This is a genomic window from Cryobacterium sp. Hh7, from assembly GCF_004403155.1.
In the GTDB taxonomy this organism is placed as follows: Bacteria; Actinomycetota; Actinomycetes; order Actinomycetales; family Microbacteriaceae; genus Cryobacterium; species Cryobacterium levicorallinum.
On sequence record NZ_SOHG01000020.1, the window covers coordinates 35,991 to 56,427 of the forward strand.

Genomic DNA, 20,437 nt, shown 5'->3' on the forward strand with positions numbered 1-20,437 from the left:
CCACCAGCGCGCAGATTCGGGTACCGCAGCGGGTCGGCATCCACTCGTGTACGCAAAAAGGACCCCGACCGAAAACGGTCGAGGTCCTTTGGGCTGGTTCGGGTTACGCCAGGCGGGTCTGCAGGTTCTCAGCGAGCGAGGCGAGGAATTCCTCGGTGGTCTGGTACGTCTGGTCCGGGCCGACCAGGAGTGCGAGGTCCTTGGTCATCTTCCCGCTTTCGACGGTCTTGATGACGACGTCTTCGAGGGTCAGGGCGAACTCAGCCAGGGCCGCGTTATTGTCGAGCTTGGCGCGGTGCGACAGGCCACGGGTCCAGGCGTAGATCGACGCGATCGGGTTGGTCGAGGTGGGCTTGCCGAGCTGGTGCTGGCGGTAGTGACGAGTGACAGTACCGTGGGCTGCCTCGGCCTCGACGATCTTGCCGTCGGGGGTGGAGAGCACGCTGGTCATGAGGCCGAGCGAGCCGAAGCCCTGTGCGACGGTGTCGGACTGAACGTCGCCGTCGTAGTTCTTGCAGGCCCAGAGGTAGCCGCCCTCCCACTTCATGGCCGAGGCGACCATGTCGTCGATGAGGCGGTGCTCGTAGCTGAGACCGGCCGCTTCGTACGCCGTCTTGAACTCGGCGTCGAAGATGTCCTGGAAGATGTCCTTGAACCGGCCGTCGTAGGCCTTGAGGATGGTGTTCTTGGTCGAGAGAAAGACCGGCACGTTGCGCTCGAGGCCGTAAGCCAGGGTGGCGCGGGCGAAGTCGGTGATCGACGAGTCGAGGTTGTACATGCCCATGGCGACGCCGTCGCCGGGAGCTTCGAACACCTCGAAGGTCGACGGCTCGCTGCCGTCCTGCGGGGTGAAGGTCATGCTGAGCGTGCCCTTGCCCTTGAAACGAAAGTTGGTGGCCTTGTACTGGTCACCGTAAGCGTGACGGCTGATGATGATCGGCTTGTTCCAACCCGGCACGAGGCGCGGGATGTTGGAGATGACGATCGGCTCGCGGAAGATGGTACCGCCGAGGATGTTGCGAATGGTGCCGTTCGGCGAGAGCCACATCTTCTTGAGGCCGAATTCTTCCACCCGCGCTTCGTCGGGCGTGATGGTCGCGCACTTCACGCCGACGCCGTGCTTCTGAATGGCGTGGGCCGCGTCGATCGTGATCTGGTCGTTGGTTTCGTCGCGCTTCTGAATGGAGAGGTCGTAGTACTCGAGGTCGATATCGAGGTACGGGTGAATGAGCGTTTCCTTGATCGCGTGCCAGATGATACGGGTCATCTCGTCGCCATCGAGCTCGACAACTGTTCCCTCAACCTTGATCTTCGACAAAAATATCTCCTCTTTGTTCAGTGTGGCCGTCACGACCACCGTCAAGCTTACTAGAGGCCGGCAACTATCTTGACATCGAGATAAATTTGCGAGGTGAATTGCGGGGGCCAAACGCCCTCTCGACTACCGGCTACCCCGGACGCACGTTAGCCTGAACACATGGGTGAGCTGAAGCTGGAAGAATTATCCGCACGAAACATCGTCGCGGCCAACAATCTGAGCCTTAAGCCTGGCCAGGAACAATTCATTGCACCGGTCTCGTATTCGGTCGCCGCCTCGGTGATCAACCCGGCCACCTCGTGGCAGCGCGTGGTGCTCCTCGACGGCGTCGTCGCTGGTTTCATCCACGGCAATTTCGACCCCAACTCCGAGCACGAAGAATTTCGCGCCTGCATCTGGCGCATCAACGTCAACGCGGAGACCCAGGGCCAGGGCGTCGGCAAGTTCGCCGCTGAAGCCCTCGCCGCTGAAGCCCGTGAACGCGGATTCGACCACGTCAACGTCATCTGGGAGCCGGGCGCCGACGGCCCGGAGGCCTTCTTCCACCGGCTCGGTTTCGTCGATGTCGGCGAAACCCAGTTCGGCGAGGTCATCGGCTCCCTGCAGCTCTAATTTCCTTAGTGAGTGGGCCCGCGGACTTCGTCTCCCGGGTGCTCGGCGTGGTCGATTCGATCCCGCCGGGTCGGGTGATGACCTACGGCGGCGTGGCCGCGCAGCTCGGTTCCCGCGCCGCCCGTGCCGTCGGCCAGGTAATGGCCCGCTACGGTTCCGACGTGGCCTGGTGGCGCGTGATTCGCGCCGGCGGGCATCCGCCGATCGGTCATGCGGCCCAGGCGCTGCCGCACTACGAGGCCGAGAACACGCCGTTGCTGCGGTCTGCCGCTGCCAGCACCATCGAAGCGGATGCCGCCTACCGCGTCGATTACCGCGCCGCGCGCTGGTCACCGCCCACGTAGCGCGCACGATTGCCGCGCCGCGCGCTCGGCTCAATCACAGCGGTCGCCGCGCACATAACGGTGCCGGGCCCCAATCCTGGCCCGGCACCGGCATCTCGCGCTGAACCTTCTGCCTTGGTCGGTGACGCCCTGCTGCGCGGCCTGGGCACCCTGGAACAGGCAATCACCGCCGAGAAACTCGCCGCGGCCTGGCGGGTACTTCTGATGGAGGTGCCGGGGATGAATACCAAGCAGGCCTACAAACGGGCCAGACGGATGCGCGTCGAACCAAACGATGCCTCCGGCGATCCCACCTGCGACGATCAGATCAACAACTGGGTGGCTGCGGTTCGCGCCGACCCACCAGACAAATGTGCTTGCGGCGGCCGTTCCGACAAGAACACCGCCTGCCATTCCGGCCAGCCTTCTCCGCCACCACCCCACAGTGACAGCAACGAGCTGAGCGTCGGGAACGTGAACCACGAGCCGCAAAATGCGGTGCGCCAGCTCGCCCAGCACTCCGTCGCTCGCAGCAACAGCCGCCGCCGCCGCAACGATTGCGATCGCCACCAGTGTGCACGTCGTCAAATTGGTTAAATCGATCAACGAGAAAGTGCTCATATCTGTATGTCTATGTATGAAGTTATGTCGTGTCTAGCTAATACAAACTTCACGACATAATCGTCATGTCGCCAGACGCATCTCCGAAACCCATGAATACCTCGGCCTCCTGCCCGACGAGTCCCGCCCTGCTCGACTACACAACTTGCCCGGCTTCGCGAGGCGCGGGAGCTCTGGCCGGACCCGAAGGCCCGCGCATTGGCGCAACCGTAGCGCGGCACAAACTCGTTGGCCGGGGCGACGAGGAGGCTCGTCGCCCCGGAGGCCCTTACACCAGGGAGTCGCGCCAGGCGGCGTGCATCGTCGCGAAGCGGCCGGTCCCCGAGATGAGGTCGTTCGGGGTGCCGTCTTCCACGATGCGGCCGTGTTCCATCACGAGTACCCGGTCGGCGATCGCGACCGTCGACAGCCGGTGCGCGATGATCACGGCCGTGCGATCGGCCAGAAGAGTCTGCAGCGCCTCCTGCACGAGCCGTTCGCTGGGAATGTCGAGCGACGACGTGGCCTCATCGAGGATGAGCACCGCCGGGTTCGCCAGAAAAGCCCGAGCAAACGAAATCAGCTGGCGCTGACCGGCCGACACCCGCCCGCCGCGTTTGTTCACGTCGGTGTCGTACCCGTTCGGTAAACTCTCAATGAAGTCGTGAGCACCGACGGCGGCCGCGGCGGCGCGAATTTCTGTCGCCGAAGCATCCGGTTTGCCGATGGCGATATTCTCGGCGACTGAACCACTGAACAGGTAGGCCTCCTGGGTGACCATGACGATCGCCCGGCGCAGGTCCTTGGGGTGCAGGTCGCGCAGGTCGACGTCGTCGAGCCGCACCCGGCCATCCGTTGGATCGTAGAAGCGGCTCATCAACTTGGCGAGGGTGGATTTACCGGCTCCGGTCGATCCGACCAGGGCGATGGTCTGCCCGGCCGGAATGTCGAGGTCGAAGTGCGGGAGAATCTCCCGATCGACCTGGTAAGCGAACTGCACATTGTCGAATCGCACCCGCCCGCGAGCCTCCCAGAGGTCGACCGGGGCGACCGGATCGGGCACGCCCGGGCGCTCCTCGAGCACACCCGAGATCTTTTCGAGCGCCGCCGCAGCAGACTGATAGGAGTTGTAGAACATCGCCATCTCCTCCATCGGATCGAAGAACCGGCGGGTGTAGAGCAGCGTCGCGAGCAGCGCGCCGATGGCCAGCTGGCCATCGGCCACCCGAAAACCGCCGACGAGCAGCACGGCCGCGACCGTCACGTTTCCGATCAGCACGAGCCCCGGATCAAACACTCCGAACAGCTGAATCACGCGCGCGTTGACCATGCGGTAGCTTTCGACGAGTTTGCCGAACACCGTTTCGTTGTGCTTTTCGGTGCGAAACGCCTTCACCGCGCGAATGCCGGTCATGGTCTCGACGAAGGTCACGATCAGGCTCGCCGAGGCGACCCGGGACTGTCGAAACAGGCTCTGCGAGCGCACCTGGAACCAGCGGGTGAGAATGACCAGCGGCAGCAGCGCGCCGAGCAGTACGAGTCCGCTGGTGCCGTCGAGCAGCACGAGAGCGATCGCGGTGAACGACATATAGAGGATGCCCTGTACCAGCTGGTTGATGCCCGAGTCGAGCAGCTCCCGAATGGCGTCGAGGTCGCTGGTCTGGCGCGAGATGATGCGGCCCGAGGTGTACGACTCGTGAAACTCCAGGCTGAGCTTCTGGGTGTGCAGGAACACCCGCTTGCGCAGGTCGATCAGCACGGCCTGGCTCACCCGGGCGCTCAACACTGTGTACCAGGCGATGAGCAGCGCGCCGAGCACCCCGGCGACGAGATAGATGGCGCCGGTCGCGGCGAGCGGCATCCAGTCTTGCTTGAGCAATGCGGGCAAGCCGCGGTCGATGCCGAACGCGATCAGCGCCGGGCCGGACACCTGGGCGGCGGTCGAGAAGACCACGACCAGCATGGCGAGCACGACCTTGGCGCGCACCGGAAACAGCAACGAGCCAAGCAGCCGCAGCGAACGAGCCCGAATCTGTTTGCTTTCGGCCTTGGTGAAGTCGTGGCGTTCCTCGCCCTTGACGCCGCTGACACTCACAGCGATCCTCCCGCTCGGTTCGATTCTCTGCGTTCTTCGTCTTCGAGGCTGGAGATGACGAAGGTGTAGTGCGGGCTGGTGCGCAGCAGCTCCGAGTGCGTGCCGACCGCGGTGATACGGCCGTTCTCGAGCAGCGCCACCCGGTCGGCGAGCATGACCGTCGACGGACGGTGCGCCACGATGAGCGCCGTGGTGTCGACGAGTACCTCGCGCAGTGCGTTCTCCACGAGCGATTCGGTGTTCACATCGAGCGCCGACAGGGGGTCATCCAAAATCAGAACGGATGGCCGCGCCGCGACCGCGCGCGCCAGCGCCAGGCGCTGCCGTTGCCCGCCGGACAGGCTCATACCCTCCTCGCCGACCAGGGTGTCCACGCCGAGCGGCAGGTCGTGCACGAAACCGGCCTGCGCGATCTGCAGGGCCTGCGCGAGCGCGGCATCCGCTTCGGGAGTGTTTTCGGACAGGTCGGCACGCCCGAGCAGAACGTTGTCCCGGACGGATGCCGAGAACAACGTCGCATCCTCGAATGCCATGGCCAGGTGGCTGCGCAACTCCTCGCGACTGAGCGCCCTCACGTCGACGCCGTCGAGCGTCACAGCGCCCGCGGTCACGTCGTACAGGCGGGTCGTGAGCGCGGTCAGGGTGCTCTTGCCGGAGCCGGTGAGCCCGACCAGCGCCATGGTCTCCCCCGGTTCGAGAACGAGGTCGATGCCGTCGAGCAGGTCGGGAAAGCGTTCCGGCGAATCCGGGTAGCGAAAGTGCACGTTCTCGAAGGCGAGTCGGCCGAGCGGCGCGGTCAGGGTGGACGGCTTGTCGGGGTCGGTGATCTCGTTCGCGGTATCGAGAATGTCAAAGAATCGGTCGGTTGCGGTGCGCGAGTCGAAGGTCATCGACAGCAGAAACCCGATCGACTCCACCGGAAACCGCAGCACGGTTGCGGTGGCGAAGAACGCCAGCAGTTCGCCGCCGCTGAGGTCGCCCTGGCTGGTGAGCCAGACGCCGGTCACGAGGCAGAGCGCGAACGCGACGTCGGGAACGAGCAGCAGCCAGAGCCAAATTCCGGCGATAGCGCGCGCTTTCTCGATCTCGGTTCCGCGCAGGCTTTCGGCCTGCGAGGCGAAGTTCTTCAGCGCGAACGAGCCGCGCCCGAACGCTTTCAGGACGCGAATGCCGTGCACCGACTCCTCGACGGCGGTCGCGAGGTCGCCGGCCTGATCCTGGCTGCGGCGCGCGATCACCGAGTACTTCTCCTCGAAGACGTAGCCGTAGATCCAGATCGGAATGGAACAGACGACGAAGATCACGCCGAGCAGCCAGTGCATCCAGAGCAGAATGGCGACGCCGACGACGATGGTGAGAAAGTTGACGACGAGCAGCACGAGTCCGAACGACACCCAGCGGCGAATGAGGTTGAGGTCGCTCACGGCCCGCGAGAGCAGCTGGCCGCTCGGCCAGCGATCGTGAAAACTCACCGGCAGGTCCTGCAGCCGGGCATAGAGGTGGTTGCGCATGCGCGCCTCGATGTGGGTGCCGGGGGTCAGCACAAACCAGCGGCGCAGGGCGATCATGATGGCCTCGAGCACACCGAGAGCGAGCACGATCCACACGGCCGGCCAGATCTGTGATGCGCTGTCGCCGTTGCCGACCCGGCTCAGCGGGCCGTCCACCAGCCAGGCCAGAACCTGTGGGATGGCCAGGGCTACGAGACCAGCGAGCAGCGCAGCCACCATGCCGAGGTAGATGCGCGGCAGGGCCGGCTTGGCGTAGGGGTAGAGCCGTTGCAGGCTGCGGAACGTGTTGGCCCGGCCTGCGGGGACGTCTGCTTCGGACGGCGGTACGAGTGGAGCGGTGGTGGTCATGGTCCAGTCCTGATGATGATGCGGCTGCGCCCCCTGAATTTCAGAGTGGGCGGTGCAGCGAATGACTGTGGTCGCCAGACCAAACAGTACCGGCGACAGGAAAATTGCAAACGACGACACTTATCGGCGCTACGAACGCGTCAGCGGGGTGCCCAGCGGCCGTGATCAGTGAATGCTGACGGGACAAGATCGATGCCGGCGTCGGCACCAGGCCGAGCGCGACGAGAAGGTGGCTAGTCGACGAGGGACGCAGTTGCGGCGGGGACGGGGGCACCGGCGCCAAAGTGAGCGCCGTCGTTCGCAATCAGTGCGAGCGTGATCGGTGCTGTCTTTGTCATGTCTGCCTCCTGGGCGCCTGGAAGTTATGTGTGTCTCATGCCCCCCGGATCAGGCAGCCTTCCAGAATATGGGAACCTGGGGCTGAAGGCAAGTATTTTCTGGTGCGGCAGCATCCGCTTGCCCCGCGTCGCCCACTCGGCAATTCACAGGCGGGTGTCCCGTAGTCTGGGTGCAACGTCTATCGCGGGCATGCCAATTTCTGTGCCATCGCGAGTCCCGGAAGGATTCTTCATGCTGCCCACCCTGTTCGGAATCGATTTTCTTGACTCTGAGTGGCTGATCCATTCGTTTGGATCGTTCGTGCTTCTGGGCGTTGCCGTGGTTGTGTTCGTCGAGACCGGCTTCATCGTACTGTCGTTCCTGCCGGGTGATTCGCTGCTGTTCACGGTGGGGTTGCTCACCGCGACCGGGGTGGTGCCGCTGCCGATCTGGGTGACCTGTCTGGTCGTATTCGTGGCAGCGTTCGCCGGCGATCAGCTCGCCTATGTCATCGGCCGAAAAGCGGGGCCAGCGGTCTTTTCGCGAGAGAAGAACCGATTCTTCAACCCGAAGAACGTCGAGCGCACCAACGCCTTCTTCGCCAAGCACGGCGGCAAGTCGATCATTTTGGCCCGTTTTCTGCCCATATTTCGGGCCTTCGTGCCGGTCGCTGCCGGCGTCGGCAAGATGCGCTACCGCAGCTTCGTGACCTACAACGCGATCGGTGCCTTCGCCTGGGGCGTCGGCCTCACCCTGGTCGGTTACTTCCTCGGCCAGTTCGCATTCGTCGCCAAGTACTCCGAGTTCTTCATCATCGGCATCATTCTGCTCTCCGGCATTCCTATTCTCACGGAGCTGGCCAAGGCTGCCCGCACGACGCTCAAGGAGCGCCGGGCTGCCGCGCGGGTACTACCGACCATCCCGGCCGACCTGCGCGAGTAGTCGCCGGCGGCGCCGTCCGCAGGCCCGTTCGTGGCCGGAACCCGCGCCGCGCCCGTGGCCGCGCCCGATATCGGCAGCCGCTACGTTAACCGGCGTAGCGGCCACCCGTTTCGGGCGCAGTCCTGAAAACACCCAAGGACTGAAGAGGCTACCGGGCGGCGTGCAGACGTGCAGCGGCGAGCATCTCGGCGGCCGCGAGCGTCGTGATCTCGCTCGCGCGGGCATCCGTGAAGATCTGCGTCAGCACGGTGCCGATAGCAGCGACGCGGGCCGCGATCTGGCCGAGGTCGGCGTTCGGCTCGCTCGCCATGGCGAGGTAGACGACTCCCCCGGCGTTGACGACGAAATCCGGCGCCCAGAGGATGCCCCGCGCATCCAGCTGGGCCGCTCCGGCAGGCACCGCGAGCTGGTTGTTGGCGGCGCCGCACACGCCCAGCACGTTCAACTCCGCGATAACGCCGGACGTCAGCACGCCGCCGAGGCCGCACGGCACGAACAGGTCGGCGTGCACGCGGTGCGCGTCAGCGACCGACACCCAGCTCGCGCCGAGCTCTTCGGCCAGGGCGTGCTTGTCGGGGTTGATATCCGTGACGGTGAGCGTGGCGCCGGCCGCGGCGAGGGCTCGGGCCAGGCGTCCGCCAACCTGGCCGAGTCCGGAGACGACGAGGTGGCGGCCGCGTACCTCCCGGCTGCCGAAGAGCGCCTCCAGGGTGGATTCGATGCTCGCGTAGACACCGGCCGCCGTTGCATCGGCCGGTTCGCCGACGCCGCCGCTCGCGGCGGGCAGCCCGCAGACATGGTTCGTGCGTTCGGCGACGATCGCCATGAGTTCGGCGCTCGTGCCGACGTCTTCGGCGGTCATGTACGCGCCGTTCAGGCTCTCGATCGCGTCGCCGAGATCGAGCATCGCCAGGCGCTTCTCGGCATCGGTCAGCACGGTGCCGAGCGGCAAGTAGATGACCGATTTGCCGCCGCCGAGATTGAGGCCCGCGGCCGCGTTCTTGAGGGTCATGGCGGCAGAAAGGCGCAGGGCGTCGGCTACGGCGTCGGTCCAGGTGGCGTACTGCCACAGGCGCGCACCGCCGAGGGCCTGGCCGAGCCGGGTGGAATGAACGGCGACCGTGATCAGGAGCCCTGAGCGTTCTCCCGTCGTGATCAGCACTTTCTCGTGGGAAAGTGGAATCTGCGCGAGGGAATCGAGGGCGGCGGCTGGGTGCGTGAGGGTCATGGAAACTCCGTTGTGTCGGGCCTTGTGAGCCGAATGCGGTGGCGCCGTTATGTGGCACCACCTCGAACAGGATAACTGGCACGCGCTGCGGGGGGAACACCTGCGCGGCCCGGGTACGCAAAAAGCACCCTGACTGCGAGATTCAGGGTGCTCTGCGCGCGCTCTAGTGGAAGAAGTGGCGCTCTCCGGTGAAGTACATCGAGACGCCGGCCGCGGTGGCTGCGGCGATGACTTCGGGGTCGCGCACCGATCCGCCGGGCTGCACGACGGCCTTGATTCCGGCGGCGAGCAGAACTTCGAGCCCGTCAGCGAAGGGGAAGAATGCGTCAGAGGCGGCGACCGATCCTTCGGCCCGCTCGCCGGCGCGGCTCACGGCGAGGTGGCAGGAGTCGACCCGATTGACCTGGCCCATTCCCACCCCGACGGATGCCCCGGCATGCGCGAGCAGAATGGCGTTCGACTTCACGGAACGGCAGGACTTCCACGCGAATTCCAGGTCGGCGCGAGTGGCGGCATCCACTTCGGGGCCGGCCACGAGGGTCCAGCCGGCCGAGCTGAATTCTTCAAAGCTGTCGGTCTGCTGCACGAGCAGGCCGCCCGAGATCTGGTGCAGTTCGAGCGAGGAACGCTCGTAGTCGGCCGGCAGCTCGAGCAGGCGAATGTTCTTCTTCTGGGTGAGCAGCTCGACCGCAGCTGGCTCGAATCCCGGGGCGACGAGCACCTCGGTGAAGATTCCGTTGACCGTTTCAGCCATGGCGAGCGTGACGACGCGGTTCGCAGCGATCACGCCGCCGAACGCGGAGATCGGGTCGCAGGCGTGCGCACGCAGGTGGGCTGAAGCGATTCCGTCCGGCGCGTTGGGCTTGGCGATGGCGATTCCGCACGGGTTGGCGTGCTTGACGATCGCGACGGCCGGCTCGCTGAAGTCGAAGGCGGCCCGCACCGCGGAATCCGCATCGACGTAGTTGTTGTACGACATTTCCTTGCCGTGCAGCTGTCGGGCCTGGGCGATGCCGCGGCCACCCTCACCGACGTAGAGCGCGGCGGCCTGGTGCGAGTTCTCGCCGTAGCGCAGAATTGCTTCGCGGGTGACCTCGATGCCGAGCCCCTCGGGGAACGGCGCCTCTTCCTCATCCTCGTCGTCGTCGGCCGCCGCGAACTCGACGTCCTCATCGAGCGCCTCGACGTCGTCCTGCCACTGGTCGTAGACGTTTTCGGTGAACCAGGCCGACACGCTCAGGTCGTAATCGGCGGTGTGCTCAAAGGCGAGCGAGGCGAGCTTCTGGCGCAGCTTGAGAGTCGAACCGCCAGCAGCGACGGCCTCGATGATCTCACCGTAGCTGGCCGGGTCGACGACGATCGCCACGTTGGCGTGGTTTTTAGCGGATGCCCGCACGAGCGCCGGTCCGCCGATGTCGATCTGCTCGATCACATCGGCCGGTTCGGCACCGCTCTCGGCGGTTTCCACGAACGGATACAGGTTGACGACAACGAGCTGGAAGGCCTTGATACCGAGCTCGGCCAGCTGCGCTTCATGGGTTTCGAGGCGCAGGTCGGCGAGGATGCCGGCGTGCACGCCCGGGTGCAGGGTCTTGACCCGGCCGTCGAGTGATTCCGGAAACCCGGTGACGGCCGACACGTCGGTGACGTCGTAGCCGGCGGCGCGGATCGTGGCCGCGGTGGATCCGGTGGAAACGATTTCGACGCCATCCGCTTTGAGGGCGGCGGCCAGGTCGAGCAGGCCGGTCTTGTCGCTCACGGAGATGAGTGCGCGCTCGATGGTGATCTGGTCCCGGTTACGGTACGTGCTGGGCGCGTTGGTGTGTCCACTCATGCTTTGGAGTTCTCCTTGAGGTTCATATGTCCGTTTGCGATATCGAGCACGGCCTGGATGAGTAGGCGTCGTTCGACGATCTTGATGCGATTCTGCAGGGAAGTTTCGGTGTCGCCGGGCTCGATATCGACGCGTTCCTGGACGAGAATGGGGCCCTCGTCGACGCCGTTATCAACGACGATGATGCTCGCGCCGGTCTGCACGGCGCCGGCGGCGAGGGCGTCACGCACGGCGTGGGCGCCCGGAAATTCGGGCAGATAGGCCGGATGCGTGTTGATCAGGTTCGGCGACAGCGCGGCGACGACGCGGGGCGGCAGCAGTCGCATCATGCCGCTGAGTATGACCAGGTCGGGCTGCCACTGCTGAATCTGGGCGAGCAGTTCGTCGCCCCAGGCCGCCCGGTCTTTAAACGACGAGAAGGGAACGGAGAAGGCCGGGATTCCGAATTCGATCCCGAGCTCCAGCCCGTCGGCGTCGCGGTCGGCGCCGATCGCGATGACTCGCGCCGGAAATTCGGCGTCTTCGGACACCTCGAGCAGGGCTCGCAGGTTGGATCCTCCGCCGGAGATCAGCACGACAATAGACAGCACCGTTTGAGCTTACCGTTTGACCGGGAGCCCCGACGGGACTCGCACCCGGCCGGCAAGCATGCCGAGGGCCGCAGCGACACCGATTTCGGCTGCGGCGAGCGCGCCGACCAGCAGCGGATTCGGGCCGACCTCGACGAGGCGGCCGGGGCCCATCGCGCCGGCCGACCACCAGGAGAGCAGCCCGAGCAGCGCTCCGGCGACCACGCCCATGCCGAGGCCGGTGAGAATGTGTTCGATCGCACTTCGTTCGGCCACCCGTCGCTCGGGCACATCGGGGAGATCCAGCCGTTGCCGGGTCACGACCGCGAATGCGAAGCCGATCAACACCGGAACGAGCAGCCCGATAAATCCGTAGGCCGGCGTGCCTTGTGGCAGCGCGCCGAAGATGGGCAGGCCGGGCAAGGTGCCCACCACGGTGCCGATCGGCGAGACACTGGTGCCGACTCCCATCGCGATTCCCGGGCCGATGAACCAGGCTGCGGCCCAGATGACGAGGTTGGGAATGAGCGCGAGCTGCGCGAGGGTGATCGTGGCGCCGCCGAACACCCCGGCCTGCACCGCCTCATACAGCCCGATAATGGTCGCATAGTTGAGAGCGATAAGCACGGCCACGGTCACGGCCGACACGATCAGCACCCCCGCGGCGGCAGCGGTTCCGCCGCGCAGGGACCCGGCGATCACGATGCGGGTGGTTTGCGGCAGCTTTCGATACCACGAGCGGATGCGCCGGCTCACCGGATCCAGACGCTCCGCCACTTCCACGGTCTGGCGCCGCCCCAGTTCCGCCCCGACCACAACGCCGACCGCATAGATGAGCGTCGGCAGCAGAAGCCCCTGCAGTTGGTTGGGCGTGACCGTCTCCGAGACGGCGGACAGGGTCACCAGCGCGGCGAGGACGGCGTAGGTGCCCACGGCGACGCCGACGCCGGTCCAGCGGTGCGGGGTTTCGGCGGCGCGACGGCCGGTGTGCATGCCCATGAGCACGGAGAGCATGGCGAAGCCGAGCGGCACGACGGTGACCAGAAAAGGGGTGTCGGCACCCGCCAGGCCGAGCGCGGCCGCCACGTCCGGGCCGAGCTGCACCGTGAGGTCGACACCGTTGCCGAGCAGCCAGATATCGGCCGCGGCCCGCCAGAACACGAACCATTCGACGGACAGGCCGAAGTGGGCGGCCCAGAGTACGGTGAGCGGCACCATGGCGATGCCGATGCCGATGGCAACAACAAGTAATGCCTCAAGAGCGGCGAGCAGGGCGGTCGTTATGCGGTTCATCCGTTGTGAGCCTATATCGCCCCGGTGGCAATGCCTGCCAAGGCCGCACGTAGAAAGGGGCCCGCCGGTCACCCGGCGAGCCCCTCAAACGTTCTACTTACAGTGCGGCAAGTGCCTCGCGCAGCAGGGTCGCAGCCTCGCTCGGCGTCTTGCCGACCTTGACTCCGGCGGCCTCAAGGGCCTCCTTCTTGCCCTGAGCGGTTCCGGCTCCGTCGGAGACGATGGCGCCGGCGTGGCCCATGGTCTTTCCCTCGGGGGCGGTGAAACCGGCCACGTAGCCGATGACCGGCTTTGTGACGTGCGCCTTGATGTACTCGGCGGCCTTTTCTTCAGCGTCGCCGCCGATTTCGCCGATCATGACGATGGCGAGCGTCTCCGGGTCGTTCTCGAAGGCCTCGAGGGCATCGATGTGCGTGGTGCCGATGATGGGGTCGCCACCGATACCGATCGCGGTGGAGAAGCCGAGGTCGCGCAGCTCGTACATCATCTGGTAGGTCAGGGTGCCCGACTTGGAGACGAGTCCGACCGGGCCCTTGACGGTGATATTGGCCGGAGTGATGCCGACGAGTGCTTCTCCGGGCGTGATGATGCCGGGGCAGTTCGGGCCGATAATGCGGGTCTTGTTGCCCTTTTTGATGGCGTAGGCCCAGAACTCGGCCGAGTCCTGCACCGGGACACCCTCAGTGATGATGACGAGCAGCGGAATCTCGGCGTCGATCGCTTCGATAACGGCGTCCTTGGTGAACACCGGCGGTACGAAGATGATCGACACGTCGGCGCCGGTCTTCTCGACGGCTTCCTTGACCGTGCCGAAGACGGGGAGTTCGACGTTGCCGTGCACGACGGTGGTGCCGGCCTTGCGGGCGTTGACGCCACCGACGACCTGGGTACCGGCCTTGAGCATGAGGGCGGTGTGCTTGGTGCCCTCACCTCCGGTGATGCCCTGAACGATGACCTTGGAATCCTTGTTGAGGAAGATTGACATTGTTGTCCCTTACTTCGCTGCGTGGGCGAGTTCGGCGGCCTTGGCGGCGCCCTCGTCCATGGTGGCGGCCAGTGTTACGAGCGGGTGGTTCGCCTCGGCGAGGATACGACGACCCTCCTCGACGTTGTTGCCATCGAGGCGCACCACGAGCGGCTTGTTGGCGGCACTTCCGAGCTCGGCGAGCGCGCCCACAATACCCTTGGCGACAGCGTCACAGGCGGTGATGCCGCCGAAGACGTTGACGAACACGCTCTTGACCTGCGGGTCACCGAGAATGACGTCGAGGCCGGCAGCCATGACCTCAGCGGATGCTCCGCCCCCGATGTCGAGGAAGTTGGCCGGCTTGACACTGCCGAAGTTCTCGCCGGCGTAGGCGACAACGTCGAGGGTTGACATGACCAGGCCTGCACCGTTGCCGATGATACCGACTTCACCGTCGAGCTTGACGTAGTTGAGGCCGGCGGCCTTTGCCTTGGCTTCGAGCGGGTCAGCCGCGGCAGCGTCCTCGAGGAGGGCGTGCTTGGGGTGACGGAAATCGGCGTTCTCGTCGATCGTGACCTTGCCATCGAGGGCGATAATGTCGCCCTCTTCGGTGAGGACGAGCGGGTTGACCTCGACCAGGGTCGCGTCTTCACCCGTGAATACGTCGTAGAGCTTGACGAAGACCGGAGCGACCTTGTCGACGAGCTCGGCCGGGAACTTTGCGTCGATCGCGATCTGCTTCGCGACGGCGAGGTCGATGCCGACCGCGGGGTCGATGGCCGTGTAGGCGAGCGCTTCGGGCTTCTCGACGGCGAGAATTTCGATCTCGACGCCACCCTCGTAGCTGGCGAGCGACAGGTAGGAGCGGTTGGACCGGTCCAGCAGCACGGAGAAGTAGAACTCCTGCTTGATGCGGGCGCCTCCCGCCACCATGACGCGGTGCACGGTGTGGCCCTTGATGTCCAGGCCCAGGATGCCCTGGCCTGCGGCCTCGGCGTCATCCGGAGTCTTGGCTACCTTGACGCCGCCGGCCTTGCCGCGGCCGCCGACCTTGACCTGCGCCTTGACGACGACAACGCCGCCGAGCTTCTCGGCCGCTGCACGCACTTCGGCGGGGGTATCGGCGATAATGCCCGGCAGAACCGGTACACCATATTCCTCAAAGAGGTCTCTCGCTTGGTATTCGTAAAGGTCCACGCTGCTCTTCCAATCCGCGTCGTGGCGATCACCTGCCGGTGCCGGTAGATCGCTACATGATGATGGGTAATTGAGATTGTTGGTGACAGCAGTCGTTGCCGCAAAATAGCTCGACATCAAGACATACCGACCATCTGAAACTCTATCGCGTGAATCAGGCGTCGGGTCGCACCCTGAATCCGCGTCCGCCCACGCCAACCGCCCGCGCAAGGCTAGCCACACCTTGCTGGACCAGGCCTCGACACCCTGCCTATCCTTACTCATGACCAATTTGTCTCACGTGGTGGAACCACACGCCGCCGGCCTTGCCTCACGGTTGAACTGGCTGCGCGCCGGAGTTCTCGGCGCGAATGACGGCATCGTCTCTGTCGCCGCCCTCGTCGTCGGTGTCGCCGCCGCGACCACGGATTCCCACGTCATCCTCATCGCCGGTGTCGCGAGCCTGCTCGCCGGGGCGATCTCGATGGCGCTCGGGGAGTACGTGTCGGTGAGCAGCCAGCGCGACTCCGAACGCGCCCTGATCGCGAAGGAAACCTGGGAACTTGAAAACGAGCCCGACGAGGAACTCGCCGAACTCGCCGGCTTCTACCAGGCCAAGGGCCTGTCGCCCCAGACTGCCCAGCAGGTCGCGGTCGAACTGACCGAGCATGATGCCCTCGCCGCGCACCTCGAGGTTGAACTGCACATCACCGAGCAGGACGTATCCAATCCCTGGCACGCAGCATACGCATCCGCTATCGCCTTCACCGTCGGCGCGGCGCTCCCCCTGCTCGCCGTCCTGCTGCCCCCGGCCGAATGGCGCATCGCGGCCACCTTCGTCGCGGTGCTGATCGCCCTCGTTGTCACCGGTTGGCTCAGCGCGCACCTCGGCAATAGCCCGAAGCCGCGCGCGATCGCCCGAATCGTCATCGGCGGCATCCTCGCCCTCGCGGTCACCTATGTCATCGGTGCACTGATCGGCGGCAACGTCTAGCGCACCTAGGCTGAAACCATGTCTCGACAATCCATCGTCACCGCGGGTGTGCTCGACGCCGCCCTCGTGCTGTTGTTCGCCGCGATCGGTCGGCTGAGCCACGGCGAGACCCTGGCCGGCCTGGGCGTGACTGCTTGGCCATTTCTCGGCGGGCTGATCATCGGCTGGCTGTTGCTGCGCGCCTGGCGCCACCCGCTCAGCGTGGTCTGGACCGGCCTCGGCATCTGGATCGCTACCGTGGCCGGCGGCCTCCTGCTGCGCCTGGCCGGCGGCCAGGGCGTTCAGCTCAGTTTCGCGATCGTCACGACCATCGTGCTCGGCATCTTCCTGCTCGGCTGGCGCGCCATCGCCGCGCTGGTGCGTCGGTTCTCTCGCAAACGGATGCCCGCCCCGGCCTGATCTGCTGGTCCGTCGCGTTCCCTGTGACGGATGCCCCACCCCAGCTAATTCGCCGCGGTTTCTCGTCTTTACCTACGAGACTCGCGAGCGCATATTCCTAGAACAGGTCAGGAAGTCTCGCTTTTTTGTTCGATTAGTGGGATAATGAAGGCATGGAGATCAACGACGATCCACCTCCGAGTCCGGAGCCTCCGAGCGCGAGTCGCGTCGAAAATGGGGTAGCTCAAGCGGACAGTGGCGCGAGGAGTGAATCGGTAGCTGCTGAATCGAGAGTGGCCGATTCGAGAGCTGCTGAGCGGGCAGGTGCTGAGCGGGGAGTTGATGAGCCGGTCGCTGCGGGATCGGTCGCTGCTGCCGAAAAGGGCCCGGCGTCGAAGTCTTCCTGGGCGAGGCGGTCGGTGGGGGGAAAGACGATCTCTGGGGTGAAAGCCCTGGATTATGTGGTCTCGGCGTCGCTGCAGGATTGGAAGGCGCGTCCGGTGGATGCGGAGCAGGTGCGGCTGCTCGACGCGGTGCGGGAGTGTGACCTCGCGATCAATCGGGCCCACGCCGCGCGGGCGGCGGCGATTGACGAGGTCGCCCGGCGGGTGGCGAACACCGCTGTCACGGGCCGGCCGCTGCCACACGCGCTCCTGGCGCGGGAGGCCCAGGCGGCCGGCGAGGAGGGCCGGCCGTTGCAGCGCTGGTCGGAGAAGAAGGCGGCCGAGGAGGGCCTTGTCGCTGAGCTCGGCTGTCTGCTCCGGGTGCATGAGAACACGGCGCGAAATCTGCTGTGTGTCAGCAAGCTGCTGCAGCACGACCTCCCCGCTACCCGGGCCAGGCTCGCCGACGGCACGATCAGCTACCGACATGTGGAGATCATTGTCAATAACGCCCTGTCGCTGCCCGACGGCGCCTGGGCCACCTTCGAAGCCGACGCCCTCACCGGGGTGGAAGACCTCACGGTCGGGCAGTTGAAGAAGCGGGCGATCACCGTGCGGGAACTTTCCCACCCCGAGTCGATCGTGAAGCGGCACAAGAAAGCACTGTGCGAGCGATGGTTCTCGGTCCTTCCCGCCCAGGACGGCATGGCTTGTTTGGAGATGATCCTCAGCCAGGAAGACGCCGCCGCGATTAGCGACCGCGTCGACACCGTGGCGCGCAGCCTGCACAACGCCGCCGCAGTGGAGCCCGTCGACAGCCGAACGCTCGGCCAGCAACGCCTCGACGTGGCCGTCGACCTCCTGCTGACCGGAGTCACGGAGACCGGGCTCGGCGCCGGAGTACAGGGCCTGGTGAACGTGACCGTGCCGGTGCTGACCCTGATGGGCCTCAGCGACGAGCCCGGCACTCTCGACGGGTTCGGACCCATCGACGCGGAAACCGCCCGCCGAGTCGCCGCCACCGCGAAGAGCTTCACCCGCATCCTGATCCACCCGGAGACCAGCGTCGTGCTCAGCGTCGGCAAAACCCGCTACAAGGTCCCGGCCGACCTGAAAAAGTGGCTGGAGATTCGCGATGGCACCTGCCGGTTCCCCGGCTGCACCCGGCAAGCCCGGCACAGCGAAGTCGACCACACCCACGACTGGCAATACAACGGCGAAACCCGCTGGGACAACCTCGCCCACCTCTGCAAACGCGGACACCGCCTCAAAACCGAGTCCGGCTGGGACGTGCAGCAAGGCAACGACGGCATCCTGCACTGGATCAGCCCAGCCGGCAAACACTACGCGACCCACCCCGCCACCCGGCTCGGTCCCAACTCCGCCGCCGCCGCGAGCGAACGCAGCCCAGCAGATGACACCACCAAGCAGCCCGTCGATATCTGGGCCGACCTCACCGACCCCAACCACGACTGGGCCAGCACACCCTTCTAGAGCGACCTTGCAAGCGAACCGCCGGGGCGACCGAACAGGAACAGCAGGTGCGCCTCTGCCGTTCCGAGGAGTTCGGGGCCGCGACCGACGCGCCAGTCAGCATCCGTCGCCACCAACGTGCGAACGCGCAGTATGGCCTTGATCGCTGTCGGCGCGATCAAGCTCTGACGCAGGGCTACCGCGCCCGATACCGTCGGCGCCACCGACAGTGTGAGGCCGAGCGGATGCGCCAGGTCGAGGCCGTGCACCACGGCCTCGGTGAGCTCGGTAATGCCGTGGCGCCCGTGGCCGGCAGCCTTGTCCGCGGCGATCTGTCTGATCTGCGCGACGAGTTCGGCCGGGGATGCTTCGGCGGCAGCACGGCTCAGCACATCGATGGCTCGGTTGGGGTTGATTGAGTGTCCGAGATAGGCGCGTGCCGCGGTGCTGACCAGCTCGCGGTTGGAGCTACCCACCCGCCACACGATGTGGCCGGCAACATCCCGAACCCGCCAGTCCTTGCAGAGACTGGGCGTCTCCCACTGCTCGGCAGTGAGCCCGGCGAGCAGGTCGGCGCTCGCCGTGAGCGTGGTCACCAGATAGTCGCGCCAGTTCGAGTTGGCACCGGATTCGTCACCGACACGTCGCTGGCTGAGCGGCAGGTATTTCGACAAGTCGGCCATATCATTCAGCGTAGACGACAGCCATCGGTAGCACGCAGAAATACCACCCTAGGAACACCACTACCCCGCCGACCGAAGTCGACGGGGCAGTGGCAGGAACACACCGCAGCCGCTGGAGAAGCTGCAGCACGTCAGAGTTGGACTGGTTGGCCTGGGCCGACATGGCGACGCCCGGCTGCGCAAGGATATTCTCCTGCGTGTGCTTGCTCAATCCGGCCCTGCCAGATCCTTGTCGTAGTTCTCCCGCTCCAGGTCACTGTCGAGATCGTCGATTTCCCGGTTCTCGTCGCTCCAGAACTCATTGGCATCGCTCATGATCTGCCTCTCTTTGACGTGAGCGCGGATATTTCGCAAGTCACGGCGCCTCACGCCCATGGGGCTTCAAGCAGGGCGAGCTATCTGTCCGGGCCGGTCTACTCGGCACGGCGCAGCCCCGGTGTCGCGAGCAATTGGCCGTCGCGCAGCACGGCAAGCACGTCGATGGCGAACCGCGCGGTCATCTCGTTCAGCGTCGCTTCGCCGCCGGCCACGATCGCCGTCGCGAGCACATCTGCCGTGACAATGTCGGCGGCGAACACGCTCACCTGACGAAACGGCGATAACTCCCCGTTCAGCGCCGTCCAGATGTGTTCGCCGCGTTCCGCGCTGCCCGACGTCGCTACCGCGCGAAGCGGATGCCGCAGCGGCACGCTGGCCAGCACGTCACCTCGGTCGGCCGGATTGACAATCGCCACGACCCACTCGGGATGCTCGGTGACCACTGCCGGAGCGGCCATCCGGTGCCCGGTCGACATCGCGCCGTCGGCGGATTCCCACGCTTCAAACCGACCTTCCGGCTCGCCGCTGACCAGAACATCGCCGCCCGCATTGATGGACCAGTTGAGCAGACCCCGAGAGGTCAACGCCGCACCGATTTCAGCTATCGCAAGCGCCTTCACCACCCCGGAGAGGTCGATCACACCATCGGCGCGATGCGGTGTGAACACGCCATTGCTGCGGTCGCGCCAGGTCAGCGCGAGCGCGTAAGCGTCCCGCACACTCGCACTCGAATCCGTCAAACGGATGTCCCCACGCGCGATCCGGCTCAGCTCCGAGTCGTCCCGGTACAGGCTGAACCGCTCATCCCAGCGCCGAAACATCGCCTTGGCGAGTTCTGCGGCTTCGACCCGAGCGCTCTCCCCCACTGTGTGCGCATCGGAATCGGCCAGCCGCAGGCTCACCATCGTGCCCATCGTCTCGAAAGTCAGCGCTGGCCAGGTGCGATCGACCGATGCGCGGGCGGCCGTGCGGGCTGCCACCCGGGCGAACTCCACCGCGTGCGGCAGCACGGGCGTGGGACGCACCGGCGAGCTGGCGAGTGTGCGTTCGTGATCGGATCCGATGGCGGCCACG

General features: G+C 65.6%; 19 protein-coding genes. 7 read left to right on the plus strand and 12 right to left on the minus strand.

What is annotated here, in order from left to right:
- Positions 1-103: 103 nt before the first annotated feature.
- Entirely contained in the window at positions 104-1,318 is a 1,215-nt protein-coding gene (locus E3T43_RS08195) for an NADP-dependent isocitrate dehydrogenase (RefSeq protein ID WP_134441125.1), read from the minus strand.
- 159 nt (positions 1,319-1,477) lie between these two features.
- Here E3T43_RS08195 and E3T43_RS08200 point away from each other — a divergent pair, with 159 nt between their 5' ends.
- The 3 genes from E3T43_RS08200 to E3T43_RS08210 all read left to right on the plus strand — a co-directional run bounded on the left by E3T43_RS08200 (position 1,478) and on the right by E3T43_RS08210 (position 2,850).
- Positions 1,478-1,930, plus strand: coding sequence for a GNAT family N-acetyltransferase (locus E3T43_RS08200; RefSeq protein WP_134441051.1), 453 nt, complete (start codon positions 1,478-1,480; stop codon positions 1,928-1,930).
- An 8-nt stretch (positions 1,931-1,938) separates the two neighbouring features.
- The gene (locus E3T43_RS08205) at positions 1,939-2,274 is read left to right on the plus strand and encodes an MGMT family protein (protein ID WP_370449910.1); all 336 of its coding nucleotides are present in this window, start codon (positions 1,939-1,941) and stop codon (positions 2,272-2,274) included.
- Between the two features lie 114 nt (positions 2,275-2,388).
- Positions 2,389-2,850, plus strand: a complete 462-nt coding sequence (locus tag E3T43_RS08210) for a hypothetical protein (RefSeq protein WP_134472042.1) — start codon at positions 2,389-2,391, stop codon at positions 2,848-2,850.
- Positions 2,851-3,142: 292 nt separating this feature from the next.
- Here E3T43_RS08210 and E3T43_RS08215 read toward each other — a convergent pair whose 3' ends face one another.
- Positions 3,143-4,948 carry an ABC transporter ATP-binding protein gene (locus tag E3T43_RS08215; RefSeq protein WP_134472043.1) on the minus strand — a complete coding sequence of 602 codons (1,806 nt, stop codon included), beginning with the start codon at positions 4,946-4,948 and terminating at the stop codon, positions 3,143-3,145.
- On the minus strand, positions 4,945-6,807 hold the full coding sequence (locus E3T43_RS08220) for an ABC transporter ATP-binding protein (RefSeq protein ID WP_134472044.1): 1,863 nt from the start codon (positions 6,805-6,807) through the stop codon (positions 4,945-4,947). Before E3T43_RS08220 ends, E3T43_RS08215 begins: the two co-directional genes overlap by 4 nt.
- Before the next feature lie 570 nt (positions 6,808-7,377).
- On the opposite strand from E3T43_RS08220, the gene E3T43_RS08225 reads away from it, so the two are divergent.
- The gene (locus E3T43_RS08225) at positions 7,378-8,067 is read left to right on the plus strand and encodes a DedA family protein (protein WP_092449610.1); all 690 of its coding nucleotides are present in this window, start codon (positions 7,378-7,380) and stop codon (positions 8,065-8,067) included.
- 148 nt (positions 8,068-8,215) lie between these two features.
- On the opposite strand, the gene E3T43_RS08230 is transcribed toward E3T43_RS08225, so the two are convergent.
- The 6 genes from E3T43_RS08230 to sucC form a co-directional block, all read right to left on the minus strand.
- On the minus strand, positions 8,216-9,295 hold the full coding sequence (locus tag E3T43_RS08230; RefSeq protein ID WP_134441046.1) for a Glu/Leu/Phe/Val dehydrogenase dimerization domain-containing protein: 1,080 nt from the start codon (positions 9,293-9,295) through the stop codon (positions 8,216-8,218).
- A gap of 163 nt (positions 9,296-9,458) precedes the next feature.
- Positions 9,459-11,129 carry a bifunctional phosphoribosylaminoimidazolecarboxamide formyltransferase/IMP cyclohydrolase gene (gene purH / locus E3T43_RS08235; RefSeq protein ID WP_134472045.1) on the minus strand — a complete coding sequence of 557 codons (1,671 nt, stop codon included), beginning with the start codon at positions 11,127-11,129 and terminating at the stop codon, positions 9,459-9,461.
- Complete coding sequence (purN, locus tag E3T43_RS08240; protein WP_092449603.1) at positions 11,126-11,719, minus strand: phosphoribosylglycinamide formyltransferase; 594 nt, start codon at positions 11,717-11,719, stop codon at positions 11,126-11,128. The genes purH and purN overlap by 4 nt, the downstream gene beginning before the upstream one ends.
- Positions 11,720-11,728: 9 nt before the next feature.
- Complete coding sequence (locus tag E3T43_RS08245) at positions 11,729-12,991, minus strand: DUF6350 family protein (RefSeq protein WP_134472046.1); 1,263 nt, start codon at positions 12,989-12,991, stop codon at positions 11,729-11,731.
- A gap of 97 nt (positions 12,992-13,088) precedes the next feature.
- A complete protein-coding gene (gene sucD, locus E3T43_RS08250) occupies positions 13,089-13,976 on the minus strand; it encodes a succinate--CoA ligase subunit alpha (RefSeq protein ID WP_092449599.1) in 888 nt (295 codons plus the stop codon).
- A gap of 9 nt (positions 13,977-13,985) precedes the next feature.
- Positions 13,986-15,155: an ADP-forming succinate--CoA ligase subunit beta gene (gene sucC, locus E3T43_RS08255; protein ID WP_134472047.1), complete on the minus strand. Its 1,170-nt coding sequence runs from the start codon at positions 15,153-15,155 to the stop codon at positions 13,986-13,988.
- Positions 15,156-15,417: 262 nt separating this feature from the next.
- On the opposite strand from sucC, the gene E3T43_RS08260 reads away from it, so the two are divergent.
- The 3 genes from E3T43_RS08260 (at position 15,418) to E3T43_RS08270 (ending at position 18,383) form a co-directional block, all read left to right on the plus strand.
- Positions 15,418-16,128, plus strand: coding sequence for a VIT family protein (locus tag E3T43_RS08260; RefSeq protein ID WP_134472048.1), 711 nt, complete (start codon positions 15,418-15,420; stop codon positions 16,126-16,128).
- 18 nt (positions 16,129-16,146) lie between these two features.
- Positions 16,147-16,527 (plus strand): DUF3054 domain-containing protein, encoded by a 381-nt coding sequence (locus E3T43_RS08265; RefSeq protein ID WP_134472049.1) that lies wholly within the window; start codon positions 16,147-16,149, stop codon positions 16,525-16,527.
- A gap of 422 nt (positions 16,528-16,949) precedes the next feature.
- Positions 16,950-18,383, plus strand: a complete 1,434-nt coding sequence (locus E3T43_RS08270; RefSeq protein ID WP_166791273.1) for an HNH endonuclease signature motif containing protein — start codon at positions 16,950-16,952, stop codon at positions 18,381-18,383.
- Here the strand turns inward: E3T43_RS08270 and E3T43_RS08275 are convergent.
- From E3T43_RS08275 to E3T43_RS08280, 3 genes are all read right to left on the minus strand, one after another.
- The gene (locus E3T43_RS08275) at positions 18,380-19,045 is read right to left on the minus strand and encodes a maleylpyruvate isomerase family mycothiol-dependent enzyme (RefSeq protein WP_134441155.1); all 666 of its coding nucleotides are present in this window, start codon (positions 19,043-19,045) and stop codon (positions 18,380-18,382) included. The two genes, E3T43_RS08270 and E3T43_RS08275, sit on opposite strands and share 4 nt — an antisense overlap.
- 1 nt (position 19,046) lies before the next feature.
- Positions 19,047-19,256 carry a hypothetical protein gene (locus E3T43_RS19080; protein WP_206751396.1) on the minus strand — a complete coding sequence of 70 codons (210 nt, stop codon included), beginning with the start codon at positions 19,254-19,256 and terminating at the stop codon, positions 19,047-19,049.
- A gap of 202 nt (positions 19,257-19,458) precedes the next feature.
- Positions 19,459-20,436 (minus strand): FAD:protein FMN transferase, encoded by a 978-nt coding sequence (locus tag E3T43_RS08280; protein ID WP_241978876.1) that lies wholly within the window; start codon positions 20,434-20,436, stop codon positions 19,459-19,461.
- Position 20,437: the final 1 nt, after the last annotated feature.